The sequence below is a fragment of the Geotalea toluenoxydans JCM 15764 genome, assembly GCF_001311985.1.
In the GTDB taxonomy this organism is placed as follows: Bacteria; Desulfobacterota; Desulfuromonadia; order Geobacterales; family Geobacteraceae; genus Geotalea; species Geotalea toluenoxydans.
The window spans coordinates 42,929-58,315 of record NZ_BBCJ01000019.1 but is presented as its reverse complement, the minus strand read 5'-3'; the positions used below and the strand labels follow the sequence as shown (position 1 = coordinate 58,315).

General features: G+C 55.2%; 19 protein-coding genes and 3 pseudogenes. 1 reads left to right on the top strand and 21 read right to left on the bottom strand.

Annotated features, from left to right (window positions below; translation table 11 throughout):
- Positions 1–17: 17 nt before the first annotated feature.
- From JCM15764_RS13325 to JCM15764_RS13305, 10 genes are all read right to left on the bottom strand, one after another.
- Positions 18–2,501 carry a methyl-accepting chemotaxis protein gene (locus JCM15764_RS13325; RefSeq protein WP_054696512.1) on the bottom strand — a complete coding sequence of 828 codons (2,484 nt, stop codon included), beginning with the start codon at positions 2,499–2,501 and terminating at the stop codon, positions 18–20.
- Positions 2,502–2,731: 230 nt separating this feature from the next.
- A complete protein-coding gene (locus JCM15764_RS13320; RefSeq protein WP_243688974.1) occupies positions 2,732–3,277 on the bottom strand; it encodes a substrate-binding domain-containing protein in 546 nt (181 codons plus the stop codon).
- Positions 3,247–3,504 carry a substrate-binding domain-containing protein gene (locus tag JCM15764_RS23680; protein WP_243688973.1) on the bottom strand — a complete coding sequence of 86 codons (258 nt, stop codon included), beginning with the start codon at positions 3,502–3,504 and terminating at the stop codon, positions 3,247–3,249. The genes JCM15764_RS13320 and JCM15764_RS23680 overlap by 31 nt, the downstream gene beginning before the upstream one ends.
- Before the next feature lie 146 nt (positions 3,505–3,650).
- Complete coding sequence (locus JCM15764_RS23675; RefSeq protein WP_243688972.1) at positions 3,651–3,911, bottom strand: hypothetical protein; 261 nt, start codon at positions 3,909–3,911, stop codon at positions 3,651–3,653.
- Positions 3,863–4,387, bottom strand: a complete 525-nt coding sequence (locus JCM15764_RS23670; RefSeq protein WP_243688971.1) for a molybdopterin dinucleotide binding domain-containing protein — start codon at positions 4,385–4,387, stop codon at positions 3,863–3,865. Before JCM15764_RS23670 ends, JCM15764_RS23675 begins: the two co-directional genes overlap by 49 nt.
- Positions 4,330–5,295: a molybdopterin-dependent oxidoreductase gene (locus JCM15764_RS23665; RefSeq protein WP_243688970.1), complete on the bottom strand. Its 966-nt coding sequence runs from the start codon at positions 5,293–5,295 to the stop codon at positions 4,330–4,332. The genes JCM15764_RS23670 and JCM15764_RS23665 overlap by 58 nt, the downstream gene beginning before the upstream one ends.
- Positions 5,280–6,701: a molybdopterin-dependent oxidoreductase gene (locus JCM15764_RS23660; RefSeq protein ID WP_243688969.1), complete on the bottom strand. Its 1,422-nt coding sequence runs from the start codon at positions 6,699–6,701 to the stop codon at positions 5,280–5,282. The genes JCM15764_RS23665 and JCM15764_RS23660 overlap by 16 nt, the downstream gene beginning before the upstream one ends.
- Before the next feature lie 50 nt (positions 6,702–6,751).
- Positions 6,752–6,838, bottom strand: coding sequence for a twin-arginine translocation signal domain-containing protein (locus tag JCM15764_RS23655; protein ID WP_243688987.1), 87 nt, complete (start codon positions 6,836–6,838; stop codon positions 6,752–6,754).
- Between the two features lie 35 nt (positions 6,839–6,873).
- A complete protein-coding gene (locus JCM15764_RS13310; RefSeq protein WP_054696509.1) occupies positions 6,874–7,629 on the bottom strand; it encodes a 4Fe-4S dicluster domain-containing protein in 756 nt (251 codons plus the stop codon).
- A 10-nt stretch (positions 7,630–7,639) separates the two neighbouring features.
- Positions 7,640–7,954, bottom strand: a complete 315-nt coding sequence (locus tag JCM15764_RS13305) for a cytochrome c3 family protein (RefSeq protein WP_054696506.1) — start codon at positions 7,952–7,954, stop codon at positions 7,640–7,642.
- An 84-nt stretch (positions 7,955–8,038) separates the two neighbouring features.
- On the opposite strand from JCM15764_RS13305, the gene JCM15764_RS13300 reads away from it, so the two are divergent.
- Positions 8,039–8,377 (top strand): ArsR/SmtB family transcription factor, encoded by a 339-nt coding sequence (locus JCM15764_RS13300; RefSeq protein WP_054696503.1) that lies wholly within the window; start codon positions 8,039–8,041, stop codon positions 8,375–8,377.
- A gap of 383 nt (positions 8,378–8,760) precedes the next feature.
- On the opposite strand, the gene JCM15764_RS23650 is transcribed toward JCM15764_RS13300, so the two are convergent.
- The 11 genes and pseudogenes from JCM15764_RS23650 to extJ form a co-directional block, all read right to left on the bottom strand.
- Positions 8,761–8,925, bottom strand: coding sequence for a hypothetical protein (locus JCM15764_RS23650; protein WP_243688968.1), 165 nt, complete (start codon positions 8,923–8,925; stop codon positions 8,761–8,763).
- A 48-nt stretch (positions 8,926–8,973) separates the two neighbouring features.
- Positions 8,974–9,168: a ferredoxin gene (locus JCM15764_RS13295; protein WP_012646438.1), complete on the bottom strand. Its 195-nt coding sequence runs from the start codon at positions 9,166–9,168 to the stop codon at positions 8,974–8,976.
- A gap of 123 nt (positions 9,169–9,291) precedes the next feature.
- Entirely contained in the window at positions 9,292–9,507 is a 216-nt protein-coding gene (locus JCM15764_RS13290; protein WP_054696500.1) for a hypothetical protein, read from the bottom strand.
- On the bottom strand, positions 9,423–9,893 hold the full coding sequence (extS, locus tag JCM15764_RS28470; protein ID WP_369412328.1) for a selenite/tellurite reduction operon c-type cytochrome lipoprotein ExtS: 471 nt from the start codon (positions 9,891–9,893) through the stop codon (positions 9,423–9,425). Before extS ends, JCM15764_RS13290 begins: the two co-directional genes overlap by 85 nt.
- Positions 9,894–10,080: 187 nt before the next feature.
- On the bottom strand, positions 10,081–10,494 hold the full coding sequence (extQ, locus tag JCM15764_RS13280; protein ID WP_054696576.1) for a selenite/tellurite reduction operon b-type cytochrome membrane protein ExtQ: 414 nt from the start codon (positions 10,492–10,494) through the stop codon (positions 10,081–10,083).
- Between the two features lie 22 nt (positions 10,495–10,516).
- Positions 10,517–11,136, bottom strand: a pseudogene (locus tag JCM15764_RS13275) (cytochrome b N-terminal domain-containing protein).
- A 1-nt stretch (position 11,137) separates the two neighbouring features.
- Complete coding sequence (locus JCM15764_RS28465) at positions 11,138–11,290, bottom strand: QcrA and Rieske domain-containing protein (protein WP_369412326.1); 153 nt, start codon at positions 11,288–11,290, stop codon at positions 11,138–11,140.
- Between the two features lie 29 nt (positions 11,291–11,319).
- Positions 11,320–11,535 (bottom strand): hypothetical protein, encoded by a 216-nt coding sequence (locus tag JCM15764_RS28460; protein WP_369412330.1) that lies wholly within the window; start codon positions 11,533–11,535, stop codon positions 11,320–11,322.
- Positions 11,536–11,575: 40 nt separating this feature from the next.
- Positions 11,576–12,678 (bottom strand): annotated as a pseudogene (extO, locus tag JCM15764_RS13265) (selenite/tellurite reduction operon b-type cytochrome iron-sulfur cluster-binding subunit ExtO).
- A gap of 7 nt (positions 12,679–12,685) precedes the next feature.
- A complete protein-coding gene (gene extM / locus JCM15764_RS13260) occupies positions 12,686–14,539 on the bottom strand; it encodes a selenite/tellurite reduction operon c-type cytochrome ExtM (protein ID WP_054696573.1) in 1,854 nt (617 codons plus the stop codon).
- A gap of 120 nt (positions 14,540–14,659) precedes the next feature.
- Positions 14,660–14,973: pseudogene (gene extJ / locus JCM15764_RS13255) on the bottom strand (selenite/tellurite reduction operon protein ExtJ).
- Between the last annotated feature and the right edge of the window lie 414 nt (positions 14,974–15,387).

Sequence of the window (15,387 nt, the reverse complement as noted above, 5' to 3'; positions counted from 1 at the left end):
TTTCCGGCATTTTCACCTTAAACCTTGAACCAGGCAGCCATGTTATTCAAGTCTTCAGCAAGGCGGTTTAGTTCTTCGGCGGAGCGGGTAATGTCGTTGGTTGACGTCTCCGCTGCGCGGGTTATGGATGCAATGTGTTCCATGCTGGTGGAGACCTCTGCGGCGACTGCCGATTGCTCTTCAGAAGCTGTGGCAATAGTCTGAACCATGGCAACACCTTTATCTGAAGCATTGACGATTTCATCCAGTGATCGGTTCGCCTCAGTCGCCCGCTGCATTCCCTCCTCAACCTTCACCGTGCCCTTTTCCATCGCCACCACCGATTTGCTGGTGTTTGCCTGTATCTGGGCCACCATCTGGGCTATTTCCTTGGTGGACTCGGCCGTTTTTTCGGCAAGCTTTCTTACTTCGTCGGCAACAACGGCAAACCCCATACCGGCGTCACCGGCACGTGCCGCTTCTATGGCCGCATTTAAAGCCAGCAGGTTGGTCTGGTCGGCAATTTCGTTAATGACATCCACAACCGAACCGATTCTCGCTGAATTTTCCCCAAGCTGCCGTATCGTATCAGCTGTTTCCTTCACGGAGCTTGCTATTTCCTCCATGCCGCGCACCGTTTCACCCACTGTTTTTTGCCCGTTCGCCGCCAACAGAAGGGTATTTTTCGTTTCGGCGGCCGCCTCATGGGCATTGCGTGCCACATCCTGAATGGTCTGACTCATCTCGATCATGGCTGAAGCCGATTGATCTGTCTGGGTAGCCTGCTGGCGGGCACCGGCGCTGAGCTCCTCGGCCGTTGTCGTCAGCGCATTGGCGCTATGGGCAAGGTTGCCGATGGCCCCCCGTATCTGGGATGTTATCTCCTTCAGTTTGACCGTGGCCTGGTTGAAATGTACGGCAAGGGTACCAAATTCGTCTTTGCGTTTTTCGTCCAGCCTGCTGCTGAAATCGCCGTTGCCGAATTTCTCGGAAATGTTTGTCAGCTCCTTGATAGGGGCAGTGATCGATCTGACCAGGCCGGTGCTGAAAACGATACCCAGCACGAGAACAGCCAAGGCGATGAGGGTAACAGAGGTTATGCTGGTCTTGAAGACCCTGTTCACCGATTTGACCGCCTTGCTCTGTTCCTGCTGAGCACTACTCATCCCTTTTTTACCCTCTTCGCGCTGGGCAGCAACGACACCTTTCAACTTTTCGTTGAGGGCTTGCGCCTGTCGCGTAACCTCCAGGGAGTGCTTCAACTTTGCCACCACACCGTCTTTGGCCAGAAGCAGCCCGCGGATTTCCTGCAGCGCAGCCGTCACCTGGCCGAGCTGGCGCAGTTCCTGTCCTTTCTTGCCCGAGCGCATCCGGTTTCGCACCCCGTCCGCCTGAGCAAACTTCTGCTCCAGTTCGCTCCGTATGGTATCCAGTTCCTGGGGATTGTCGGCATCGAACAGTTCTTTGGTAAGACTGCGAATGTCACCACCTATGCCCACCAGGTCCGAGTTCATCCCCATGACGGTACTGGCTGATTCCGAGCCCTTCAATGATTCTTCAAACCGTTTGTTTTCCGAGGTATTGGTCTCGGCAGCCTTTTCCACCTGGTCGCCCATCAGGACCGTCATCTGGGCAAGTTTCTGCATGGCGGAAGCATTCGTCTCGCTGAACTGCTTTCTCAGGTCATCGGTCGGGGTGGCAAGCAATGCATTTTTGGTCTCGATCAGCCCGCCGGCGCCGGTGACCTGCCTGGTTATTTCGCCAATGCCATCGATGAGGCTCTTCACCGCAGCGCTGTCTTTTTCGGCTTTGGCCAGGGCGCCGGTCGTTATCCAGCGTGAAGCTACCGTAAAGTGGCTGCGGGCGACAGTTACGCCGGCCTTGTTTTCAGCGGCGGCAATCTCGAGGAGCGAAATCTTCACATCATTGATGGAATTCATCGTCGCCTGCACAATCTTGACCCGTTGACTGATCTGCTTGACACTTTCGTTGGAGGTGGAGAGTTGCCCCATGGAGCCCTTCTGCAGCTTCTTCATCGCCCCGTCCATCTCCTTCAGCTTCTGGCCGATCTGCTGCAACTTCCCTTTCGTCTCGGTGTCGGCTTTTTTTGCCTCATCCCTGGCTTTCAGTTTCTCATCTACAGTTCGGACCAATTCGGCAGTGATGGAGGCAAGTTCGTCAAGGTGCCGCTTTTCTGCTCCATCGGCAGTATTGCTCCCTTTGAATGATGAAAGTTCCGTTGACAGGTTCTTCACATCCGCCAATGTTTTTTCCAGCTCCCCGCGTGCTGCTGTCAGTTCCTGGGCCGTTGTCGCGGCAGCCAGCTTGAGCAGGTTCGAAGTGTGCTCCTGCACTGCCCGTTGGAGCTCAATGGTCTTCAATTGATAGGGGGTTGACTTCTCCGTGAGAACAGCCAGTTTGCTCTGCACGAACCGCATGCCCCCCAGGCTGAAACCGGCAATAATTAAAATACCGGCAATGGTCAGAAACATATTGGCAAAGAGTTTGGTCTTGATGGTCATGCGAGATATGTCCTCACTTCAGCAGGGTAGAAAAGGGGGCCTACACCCCCCTTTTATTGAGTAAAAGCTAGGAGGCTGTCGGACTTAGAATGAATCGGCTGCGAAAATGGCAAATCGGTCCGGATCTCCGTAAATTTTCGACAAATAGGTCCACTATTCGCTCTCAAATTTCCAAATATCCGTCCTCGATTTTCCATTCTCTCGCTTCGATCCCTAAGTCCGACAGACTCCTAGTCCTTGATATACTTCTTTCCTTCACCGGTGAAGAAATCAAGCACCTTCTTCACCTTGGCCGACGGCTCGCCACGGGTTATCAGCATCAAAGGACGGCTGATTTCCGGTGTCTCGACAATTTTTACTTTTTCCTTGTTGCCCGGCAGGTTGATGAACCCCATACTGACCGCGCCGATTGCCTCGGGGAGCTGGCCGACGTTGTCTATTTCCTCCCTCGTGGTCTTCACCTCGATGGCGCCATCAACATACTTGGCGTTGTCCATCATCAGTTTGGAGAATACTTTCCGGGTTGCAGACCCCGAATGGGAAGTAACGACAATAACCGGCTGGTCAGGCCCGCCAAGCGACTTCCAGTTGTCGATGGCGCCGGTATGAAGCCCCTTTAGCTGGTCCTTGGATAGTTTGCTCACCGGATTGGCCGGGTTGACGATAACCTTGATGACGTCAGTTGTGATGACACCCGGTTTCAGGTCAGCGGGTGCATCCTTACCGGTGGCAGCCTTCATGCTGGCTACGGCATCGGCCAATTCTTCAGAGGCCATGGAGCATCCGCCTTGCCGGCTACCAGGTCTTCAAGGCCGTTGCCGGTACCGTTACCCACCAGTTCGAGATCGATACCGGTGGCTTTTTTCAGGGCATCCTTGCCCGGTTCGAAGATCCGCTTTTGGCAGGTAGTCGAACCGTGGAGCTTGACGACCTCAGCCTGGGCAAGCGCGCCCCCCAGAGTTATCAGAGCAATTCCGCATAGCACAGCACATGTCTTCTTCATCAGTATCCTCCTTTAGATAGCATATGTTCCAACGTATCGGCATGTGAGGTATACCCTTTAGCTGATTTCATGAACTGGTCCAAAAAAAGCGGGCTCCCGTTTCCGGCAGCCCGCTTGTAATCACACAGAAAATTCCTTGACGATCGTTAAACTTTCACCAGCTTCACTTTTGTATCATAGAATGACACGCTTCCCCCAACCTTGTCGATCATGCAGGTGTTCTTCAGGTGCGGGTCGATCCACATGGCTGCATTGGCATGGATGCCGGCAGCCCTCCTGGGATCGCCCTTGATCACCTTGCCGTCGATGGTCACATCGCTGGCGCCGGTAGCCCAATGGCCGTGGCCAAGGGTAAAGGTTACAACACCCGGGCGGATGGTCTCGGTAATCTGCACCTTGCCGACCATGGCACTTTCGTCCCGTTCTTCAGATCCCACTCCCCTGCCGGATTGGTGGCCGAAACCACCTTCACCTTCTGCCCGGCCTTCAGGCCCAGCCTTTTAGCGTCCTTGGTGTGGATGATGATGCTGTTTTCCGGGATGGAGTCGGTCAGGTACTGATTGGTGATGGTGCGGGACTTGGTCATGCGAATGTCCCGCTGGGTAATCAGGTGCAGGTCGTACCCCTTCGACTGCTCCACCGGCAGCCGGTCAAGAGTGTCTGCCACCGGCATGTAACGGGCCATGCCGTAGTAATGCTTGCCGGTGAAAGCATCCTTGCACTTGTAGGTTTTTTCCTGGTAGAGGTTGATCTGCTTGCCGTACTTGTTGGCCACATGGTCTCCCTTGTAGGTATTGGCCTGGCTATCAAAGCGGCCGCCACGGTTCAGCACATACACCACCTTGGCAAAGGCGGGTCCGGCGATCTTCTGCCAGCGATCCACATCGAAAACATTCTTCGGCAGGTGCTTCGGGCCTTGAGGAAGGTCTCGATCTCCGCCGCACCGGCATCAGGCACCGGCTCCTTGCTGTCTCCAGCCACGTTGGCGACCATTCGGATGTAGAAATCATCGGGACGGGTAAGGGGCTTCCCTTCACCGAAGCCGTTGGGACCGAATCCCTTCAGTCCCAGTTTCTCGGCCAGGGCCAGCCACAGAGTCTCATAGGATATGGGCTGCTCCTCGCCGAAAACCTTGACCACCTCATTGGGTGAAGGAATGACCGGCTGGCGGATCGGCTGCACCTTGACCGGCATGTTGGGGTGCGAGCCCTGCATCTCCCAACGCTCCAGGTAGTGAAGGTCGGGGAAGATATAGTCGGCATACATGGTTGTAGTACCGATGGTTATATCGCTGGCGAAGTAGAGGGGAATGCGGTCGGTGTTGACCAGCGCCTCGATCATGGTGTGGCCTGCAGGCAGCGAGTAGGATGGCGCACCCATATAGGAGAAGACTACCTTTGCCGGATAGGGATAGGCATCGGCCATGGAAGGGAGGATTTCCTCATAAACGTCGGAAGAGAGCGGCCACCAGTTGCGCTTGGCCGGATATTTGGCCGTCTCGAAAAGGGTCGACTCCTCGTATTTGGCATCGTGACGGATAATGGACAGTCCGAAGGGTTTTGCCCCTTTCGGGCTGATCTTCTTCAGGTTGAAAGGCTGCTTTTCGCTCTTGGTGCCGTCGGTATTATAGGTGGAAGCGACGATCATGCCCCCCTTCCAGTCGAAGTTGCCCAGAAGCAGGTTCAGGTTCATCAGAGAAGCAATGTTATAGAAGCCGTTGGTATGCTGGGCCGGGCCGCGGTGAACATCGACGGCAGCCTTTTTGCCATAGCTGGTCAGTTCCCTCGCCACCTCCTCGATGACCTTGACTTCAAGGCCGCAAATCTTGCGTATTCGGCCAGGGTTTTCTCCTTGGCAGTTTCCAGCATTACCTGCAGGCCGCTCTTCACCTTGACCGGCTTGCCGGCCTTGTCCGTAAGTTCGGCGGCAACAAACAGCTCCCCTTCCACGGCCTCTTTCTCGTCATTGGGATCGAAGGCAACCGGTTTGCCGTCCTTCATGGCCACCAGGTACTCGAAATCGAAGTCCTTGCCATCCTTGTCCTTGCGTACCTCTTTGGCCTTCAGGCCGATTTCGGAGGCCCGGAGGAAAACCCCCGGTTTTCCATCCTTGTCAAGCTTGACCAGCCAAGCGCCGTTGCTCCAGGTGGTCTCCTTGTCGGCTGCGGCAGCTGCTTTGTTGGCATTGGCCAGATATTTGGCGTCGAAACGCTTGTTTTCCAGAATCCAGCGGGTCATGCCCATGGCAAGGGCGGCATCGGTGCCCGGCTGGATCGGCAGCCAGCGGTTCGCCTTGGCAGCCAGCTTGGTGAAGCGCGGGTCGACGGCCGTGGTCTTCAGTTTTCCCTCCACCATACGCTGGGTCATGCGGGGTGTCCGGTTGGGAGGTCCGTAATTGCCGTCGAAGAGGTTGGAGCCGACAAAAAGGATGTACTCGGAGTTCTCCTGGTCGGGCTGCCAGTAGAATTTCTGGCCGTCCTTGAAAGTGTCCCCCACGTACTGCTCGCTCATGGCCTTGCAGGCAAAGTAGAGGGAGCCCTGGCAGACGGTGGTATGGCCGTGGGTGTTGACTGTGCCGAATTGCTCGGTAAAGCGCTTGGCGAAATCGCTCCTGCCTCCCTTCTTCCGTCCCCACCAGTAGACGAACTGGTTGTTCTTCGGGCCGAAATCCGGGTGGTCGGGGTCAATGAGCTTATCCAGATTGGCGGCATGCTTGGTCTTGAATTCGGCAACCGTCATCTTCTTCTTGCGGATCTTGACCACATCGCTCCCCATCTCCTCATAGACCTTGTGGTCGGTGAGGACATAGAGGGATTTCAAACCGTCCACGTGGCGGTTTTCTTCTCCGGGAACATGGCTGAAGAGGAGACCGCCATTGACGATCTCGCTGACCGCCTGATCGAAGGGAACCGACTGCCATTTTCCCTCTCCCCTCCTGCCGGCCCTCTTCAAGACCTGGCGGATTCGGTAGGGATCGTATGCCCCCTGGTGGCCTGACTGCCCTTTAGGACAGATGGCGCCATCAATCTTGGCTCCCCTGGCGATGTCTTCTTTCATCTCCAGGTGCGGATGGAGAGTAAAAGGGTTGTACGGGTTGCCATCCACCTTGACCGCCACCCCCTCAAGAATCTTCACCTTGATGCCGCAACCGGTGTTGCAATTGAGACAAACCGTGTAGAGAGTGTTTTCCGCCTTCATCAGCTCGTACGCCTCGGCTTCGGTAATTTCGCCTGCTTCGACACGGGCTATCAGCCCCTTGCAAAGTCCAGCTGGGCAGCCACCAGCGCGCCACAACCGACCATGGCACTGGTCTTGAGAAATTTTCTGCGGCTCATGCCTTTTATTTTCAAGAAGTTCTTTATCTTCATGCCTATCCATAGATTACCTCCAGCTTCTCATTGGCGATATAGTAAACACGAGGCGCCGTGCCGAGCTTTTTCTTCAGGATCTGAATCTTGTTCCCCTTCTTCACCTGGGCGATCAGGCTTTTTGGATCACTCTCATCGCCGAAGTAGCCGACCCTGCCGATGCAAGTGGTGATGCACTGGGGCAGCATGCCATTGGCCAGGCGATGGATACAGAAGTGACACTTACGGGCATTGCCGATGGGCTGGTCCTTTCCCTTGCGCGGCCATTTTTTGCCGTACTCGAAGGAGGGAAGGGTTTCGTAGACCTGCAACTGGGGAGTGCCTGCCGTGTGATAGGAACCGTCGTCCATGGTTCTGGCCTGATAGGGGCAGGCGGGAACACACTTGCCGCAGCCGATGCATTTGGCGTAATTGACCGGAACGATGCCGTTGCCGATCCCCTTGGTTTCCTTCCAGGTGGCGCCATCCGGGCCTTTCACCGGACAAGCGGCAACGCAAGGCGGGTTGTCGCACTGCATGCACGGTTTGGGCAGATAGCTGCGGTTTACCTTCGGGTATTTCCCCTGCTCGTATTCAAAAACCGGCCTGTAATAAAGCTTTGGCGGCAGCTTGTTTTCCGAAACGCAGGCAATGGTGCAGGCATGACAGCCAACACACTTGCGCAGGTCAAGGAGCATTGCCCAACGGCGCTCTTCCGCAGGTTTTTTCAGGGCACGCTCAAGATCTTCCTGCATGACGATCAAAATGTCCTTTTCCATCTACCCCTCCTTATTTCTTATGGCACTTGGCGCAATCGCCTTTGACACTGAAAGCCTTCTTGCCGTTATGGCACGCTCCGCATGATTTCCCCTTCTGCATCTCCTTCATGGTCACATGCTTGTGCTGCTTCGTGTCCAGATAGGGCTTGGGGTGGCATTCCTTGCAGCCCATGGCAGCCGTTTCCACATGCACCTCATGACTGAAACGGACATCTCCGGCCGTTCCACCCTTGATGGTAACTTCACCACCGCCAACTACGGCAAACGCACTCCCCAGCCACACCAATGCGGTGAAGCCGGTTAAGAAAAACCTGAACTTTTTCATCCACTCTCCCTCCCTGGTTGTTTAATTCAGTAGATTGCAGCTGGCACACTTGACCATATCTTTCTAGGCGGATATAGTTTCGTCATGAAACAAAATGTGCAGATATATAAAAGCTTGGCAGACGAGATACGTTTACGTATTCTGGCTCTCCTTCTTGCCGAAGGCGAACTCTGTGTCTGTGACATTATCGGGGCGCTGAAATTGCCCCAGTCCACAACCTCCCGCCATCTGGCTCATCTTAGGAAAGCAGGGTGGGTCAACGACCGCCGATGCGGCCTCTGGATTTACTATTCCATAAGAGAAACCGACGAGCACCACAGAGATCTCATTCCCCTCCTCAAAAAACAACTTCTCAATGCCAAAGTGTCTCTGACAGACCGCGAGGCATTAGCAGATTTTTGCGCCGATAACCGCTGCGTGTAAAATTTTTTGGCCACAGTATATCCGCGAATACGAATATTGCAAGAAAATTAGAATGATCAAAAGGAAGTATTTTTCCAGGAATGAAAGGGCTGCGCACAGAGCGAAAATTTTAAAGGCGCTCACTAAACCTGTCCGCAGATTGTGGATTTCCTCCGCCATGGCGAGCGTTGCGTTTGTGAAATCGGCAAGAGGGGGCAGTTAACTTTCGGCATGGGCCAAACGGATCAGCAGGTGTTGTGGCCCTCGCGGGGGATGGTCGCTGGGGCTGATTAGGTTTCCGTTCGTATCACAATAAGAAAAAAGCGGAACATTGCTGTCCCGCCCGTTTATTCTTCGTCCGTTGCGGTTAATTCTACCTTTGCCCCGCCGGCGCCGGAACCGGCTCAAGGCAATGCATCGACCAGTTCCCTCAGCCTGCCCACCGACTTCTCCATCTCCGCAACCTCAATCCGCAACCGCGGCACGTCCCTGTTATCGAGACGGTCCGCCTGTCCCCTTACTACTGCTATCTGCTGCGCCAGGACTTCATTGATCCTCGCCGTCTCCATAAACGTCGTCTCCTTGACAGCTTGAGTTGCCGGTCTTCCGTCGCCCGGTTACTCTTTCCAATGGATGCATGAAACCGGGCAGGCATCGATGGCCTCCCGCTGGATCTCATCTTCCGCTGCGCCTTCAGGATTGTAACACTCGGCCTTGCCGTCATCATTGAAGCGGAACACCCCCGAAAGGTTGTTGACGCACAGACCGCAGCTGATACAGACGTCCTCATCGACCCACGCTATTTTTGCCATAGCTCAACCTCCGCCCAAAATTATTTTATTGATTATCATCAGCCTGCTACAGAAAGATTAGCACGGGTTTAATAATTGACAACTTGCTGTCAATTCGGGAACAGGTCTTCATTCTGCTTGATTTTAGCGTGAATTCTTTTCCTGGTGGGGGACAACCATGGCGTCTGTCAGTTGTTCCAACTCGGCTGCCGTGACTGCAACAGGTGGCATCAAAGCATTTGGTCGCACCTTGCGGGGGTTTTTCAGCCACCTTTTCAGGCTCTCCTCCCGCCACCTGGTCTTGCCGGCAAAGGTGGCGGGATAAAACTCGCTAAAGAGCCCCGAGAGGCTAGGCCCCATAGTGCCATTGCCAAGCCGCCGTAGCGGTGGCTTAACAGCTTATGACAGGAGCCGCACAGCCTGACGAAGCTGTTTTCCCTGGCCAAGCCATCAGGTATAAAATGAACCACCTGCACCGTTTCTCTCTGGCGATCCGTTTCCTGCCTGGCGCCGCTGGCAATGGCATTGACCAGGGAGACGATTTCGGTATCGACAAAATGGAAATCAGGCATGTAAAGCACCGGGTTTTTGATCGCCTTGAAGACATCCTCGGGGGATGCGTCCGGAAAAAGCTTGTCCAGATCGGCAGCCAGCCGATTACCGCGATCTCCCGTCGTGTGGCAGCGCCGGCAGTCTGCAGCACCGATCAGTTTTTTGCCCTCTTCTACAACCTTACTGCCCTGGATGGTGAAGTGGGCATAGCGGCCGCCGATCAGCCGTGATGGGCAATATTTTTCCTCTCGCTACGATCGTTTCCTCGATGACAGCCGGTGCAGCTGCCGCGGCCGGCATGGTGGGGTGGATGACAGGTCAGACAGGCACTTTTCCGGCCCGCCGATACCATGGCAGGAAAGAGCAGCATCAGGGCAAGGATTATGAAAAGACGACCAGCGACCAGTTGGCACCTCTGAAGAACATGGCGATAATGGTGAGAGCGGTTATGGCTGTGAAGACGATGATAGTTATGACGTTCACCGCCGTCTGCCCCGTGGCAAACCAACGGGCTTTTTCCGCCGTGCTACCGGAAGGAAACCAGGGAAGGATGAAGAAAAAGACGGCTGTCAGGGCAACTGCATAGATCAGGTATTTGGAATAGCTGACCAGTTCCTGGATCCAGAGGAGAAACCAGGCCGACTTGACCGGGTTGGGCACTTTGGCCAAGTCAGCTGGTTCCTGAAGGGGGGCAGTGATAAGGATTGCCAGGAGCGAAATCACCGCGACGACAACGGCGGTCGATATTTTAATGAGGCGAAAGAACTGCGGCGAACTCTTCACGTATTCCTTCATGACTTCCCCCAATAGTGACGGATTACAGGTAAGGCAGGATTCCCTTGTTTTTCCTGATACGGTAAAAATGGAGAAACGAGAGAAGCAGAATGGCCAGCGGCGCCAGCACAATATGCAGCACATAGAAGCGAAGCAGCGACAGGGGCTGGCCGACCCCATCAGGAACGAGGATATCCCTGATCATTCCGCCGAAATATGCCGTATTAAGAAGTTCCATGCCGGTCTGGGTTGCCCAGAGGGCAAGCTGGTCCATGGGCAGAAGATAGCCGGTGTAAGCTGCAAAAACGGACAGACAGAGCAGAATGCAGCCAACGATCCAGTTCAGGTGCCGTGGTTTTTGATAGCGCCGGTGAGAATGACACGCAGGGTATGGAGAAAGATGAGCACGAGAAAGAAATGGGAAGCAAGACGGTGCAGACTACGCAAATAGCGGCCGCCATAGACCGATGATTCGAGAAAGAGAATGGAACCGAAGGCCTTGTCCGGGGATGGCTGGTAGTAAAAAAGAAGCAGCATCCCGGAGGCAATGAGTAAGGAGAAGGCGGTGAAAGCCATGCCGCCGAGACAGAAGGTGTAGGTCAGGCGAAGGTTGTCCTTCAGCACAACCCGTGGGAAGAGATGCTTGAGAAATTCCTTGACCACGCTAACTCCCTGCCAGAACTACGATATGGTCGCCCCGGTCCTCAACCGGCAAATGGGCCAGGGGGCGATCAGCCGGCCCCTTGATTACCCTGCCCTGCCGGTCGAAGGCGCTGCCGTGGCAGGGGCAGGCAAATTCCCTGGGGGTCACCGTCACCGTGCACCCCAGGTGCGTGCATACCAAGCTTATGGCGGTAATGCGGTCATCCCCCTGATGACGGCAACCCTCGACTGCTTGTAGACCAGGGCTCCATGGGAGGGGATATCGGCCTTGGCAACGGAAAGCAGCACTTTTTTTCGCGCCAGCCCAGTCACCAGGTATTTCCTCAGGATGAAAAAACCCGCAAAAAGGGAGATCAGGGCAATGATGAATTTTCGACGCGATCGGTCAGTTTTTTCCATTTTTCCACGTATGCCCTTTGATAAGCGGCGCTTTTCTCCGTCATGGCCCGGTAGCGGGCGGGGCTGAAAAATCCCCGTTCATGACCTTTTGACCGGTCCTGTCCCAGAAGGATGGAATTTTCATGCCATCATCCTGCAGCCGATAGATACGGTCCTCTTTTCCTTCCATGATAAAGCGCCGCGGTGCGTCATGGCAGCCATCGCACATGACAGTTCCCCGACGCACCGTATGGGGAAAAAACGCCTTCCATGACGCCGTCAGTAACCGGTTTTCCTCTCCCACCACCATGTCGTTGCGGATATCGCTGAAGTAGGCGATGAACTGGGGGCGTATCGGGCTGACCATGCCCCTGGCGTTGACCCCCAGTGGCGGCGCATCCTGTTTTTTCAGGTAGGCGCTCTTCACATAATTGCCATCGACCGTCTTCAGTCGGTAATGCTGCTGGGACTGGCCACCGGTAAAGCGCAGATAGAAGGTGCCGTATTCCTGCGCCCCCCATGCCGAGTGGCAGGCGTAACACTCCATCCGCTCCAGGTGTACTTTTATCCGGTGTTCCAGCACCTTGTCACTGGGTTTATGGCAGTCGCGACAGACTTTTGCAGTCCTGGTCCCCGCGATCAGGCTCTGCATGGTATGGCAGCTGCTGCAGGCAATGCCCGCCTCGGCGTGGACATCGGGCAGCATCTTGAGGAAAGTCTCCCCATAGCTGTCTCCCCCCGCTGATAGCGGAGACTGTCCTCTCTGGGCGCCATGCCGTAATATTCGCTGCCGACAAAGTATCCCCGATGGCAGGCAAAGCAATTCCTGTCACGTGCCTGGGCCAGGGAATGACCGCTGCCGCCATGACAGTCGGTGCACCCTCGCAGGTGACAGGATTGACAGTTCTTGTCAAAAAAATGCGGGTCGGCCTTGGCGAAAGTCTTCTCTACAAACTGCTTTTCCCTGGTCCGGGTAGCCATGGCGTGGTCGAACAGCCGGCCGTAACCGTTGTGGCAACTGGTGCAGCCTTTGGCCTTATGTGCAGCAGAGGCCGGATCGGGAGTCGTTGTCGCATCATTGCCATGACAGTCCTTGCAGGCAAGGGCGGCATGGATACCGCTGGTAGCGACCCGGTGGCAGACCCGGCAATTTTCTTCCGCCATCACCGTACTAGCGGCTGCTATCAGAAAGCAAGCGGCGATGAAGGGCATCATCCAGCGCACGATAATCCAACTCCTTTCGATAAATGGGGTCCTTGGCGCTACCATGGCATACAAGGCAAAGGTTGACGGCAAGGGTTCTCTTCACCTCCCGGCCGTTCAGGGGCCTGGAACGCTCCCGGGTGATTGCAGAGTACGCCTTTACCTTTCCCTGTCGCAGTGCCAGGAAACCGTCCAATGGCTTATCTGCGGATTTCTCACAGATCAGGGTGCCGTCGATGCTGCTGCCCTCAACAACATGCTGACCGAAGCCGAGGAAGGCCGGATTACCGTGGCATTCCGTACAGCCGATGGCCTTTTTACCCGTATTGTGGGAATAGAACGGGGCAAAGCGCAATTGGTTTTTGCCCTTATAGCGGGCAACATACTCATCCTTCGACTTCAGCTTTGTTTCCTCGACCACCGTGATGAAGGTCTGACAACCAGGCGTAACCGGGGAGATCTTCCCCCGCTGGTTGATGGCAAGGGGAAAGGGATAGAGCATGCGGTAGTCTTCCTTTTCAGTGAACCGACCCGGAGTTTCTTCCTGGCGGATGAAATCGGTGCCCATCTCCCCCTTATCGTAGGTGGTATGGCAACCATAGCACTGAACCACGGTCCGGGAATGGCAGGCATGGCATTCCATGCGCTGGTGGCCGATTACAGCATGTTCCGCAGTACCGGTTATCACCTTGCTCTTGAACAATTTGCCGCTCCTCTTCCCAAGGACGTAGACCGTCCCGTCCTGATAAAAAACATTGGAGTAGGGACGACCCTTGGCGGTCAGCACCATGTGCATGCCATGGCGCATCTGCATCCGGTAGCTTTTCGATTCCCTTAAGGCCGCATCGCTTTCCCGGCTGATCGTCTGCCAGCGTGGCCTGCTCGCCCCCCCATGGCAGTCTTCGCAGCTTATTTCGGTCTGCTGGTACATGTTTTCATAGGCATAGCCATCTCCCATGACGTCGCGGGAGGTATGACAGTCGATGCAGTCCATGCCGGCGGCGAAGTGGACATCGGGAGCAATATGAACAAGGTTGCGCCCGCCACTCGCCTGCACCGGCCCCGGCAGTCCCTTCCTGGTCGGCACCAGTCCATTGTTGCCGTCGTACAACCCTTGATAGGAAAGGGCAATGCGACCGCTGCGGTTGTGGCAGCGAAAACAGACCTGGTTGCCGGGGAGTTTTTCCATGGCATGGGTGTCCGAATAGGGGCTCTTCCCCTTGACGGTCGGATCATTCCCCTCATAGGTGGCCTGGTCGTTGTATGGGAAGTGACAGGCGGTGCAGCCCGACCCGTGGCCGGCGCCGAAAACTCCGCTGGTCTCGATCCCCACGTGGCACTGGGAGCAGAATTTCCGGTACAGTTCCCCCGAGATGTGGTCCAGGCCGGTGACCCCGTGCAAGAGGCGCTCTCGACCGGCGGCATCAAAGACCTTGTCGCCCCGGCCGCCGTAGAGGCGCCCGTTCTCCCCCTCCCAGGTCAGCTGGATGTTCTTGATCATCCCCGTGTTGGTGTACATGAGGTTCGACCGCACGCGCCCCAGCTGCGAAGCATGGCAGGCGCCGCAGGTTCTCTCCCAATGTTCCGGGTCTGCGGGATTCTTCGGCCCGAACATGGTGTTGTGGCTGATATTTTTGTTTCGTGCCTTGTCATCCCCACCGTGGCAAGATATGCAGGATGTGTGGCTGGCGGAGGTCTTTTCGATTCCCCGGTGACACGATTCGCAGGTTGACCTCCCACGGCCGCATCCGGTAAGCAGAAGAAGCAGCATGAGGGAGATCAGTGGAACCAGTTTGCCGGTATTGTTTGGTTTGATTGACATGGCCTGTGGATAGACGCTTTGGTGATGGGTCACTATAATTCAACCATGCAGAAATATCCAGTTGCTTGCCCGGCATGCGAAAAAAAAAGCCTCCCTGCTTAGAGCGGGGAGGCATTCGTGTTAGCACCCCTGGAGCTCGTCGCCTGCGGGCTGACTAACCCGCAGGGAGGAGTCGACCTTGATTTTGGCGGCCTTAGCTTGCCGAACTTGAGAACTACCTCGTCCCCTTTCACACTGATAACCTTGGGAGAACCGCCCATGGACTGAACGTTGTCACCTTTCTTTACCCAGGCGGGCACATTGTCGGCCTTGACGGTAATCTTTTCGCCGTCAACCTTTGTGACCTTGCCTGAAAAGGAGCCGGCGGCGAACGCAATCGCCGCCATGGACAGAGCGACGAGGGCCGCCGAGATGGACATCATGATTTTTTTCATTTTGTTTTCCTCCTGTGTTGTTTTATGTTGCTCCGCCCTGGAGTGGAGCCGAATCACTAAGGTTGTATGCTCAGCCCACTCCCCTGCAAAAGTCGACCGGCTGGTTCTGCCGCAAGCACTTCAGGTTCTGCCCAAGTATAGTCCTTGTCCCGCTGACAGGCATACTGTGCAGCTACCAAAGCATCTAAAGAGCTATGTACTTGCAATCCCAGTGCCACCCAACGACACATTACCCACAGCAACAAACACCCGCTTTAATTCATGTTTCTTTATAAGGTTCAGCACATCATCAATGCAAGGTCAAATCATTGACACACGCAGGTCAAGGACCCCGAACAGGCAATTGCAATAAATATCACTCACCAACTACATTTTTTATGAACAATCTTAAACTTAAGGCCGTATTAGCCGATA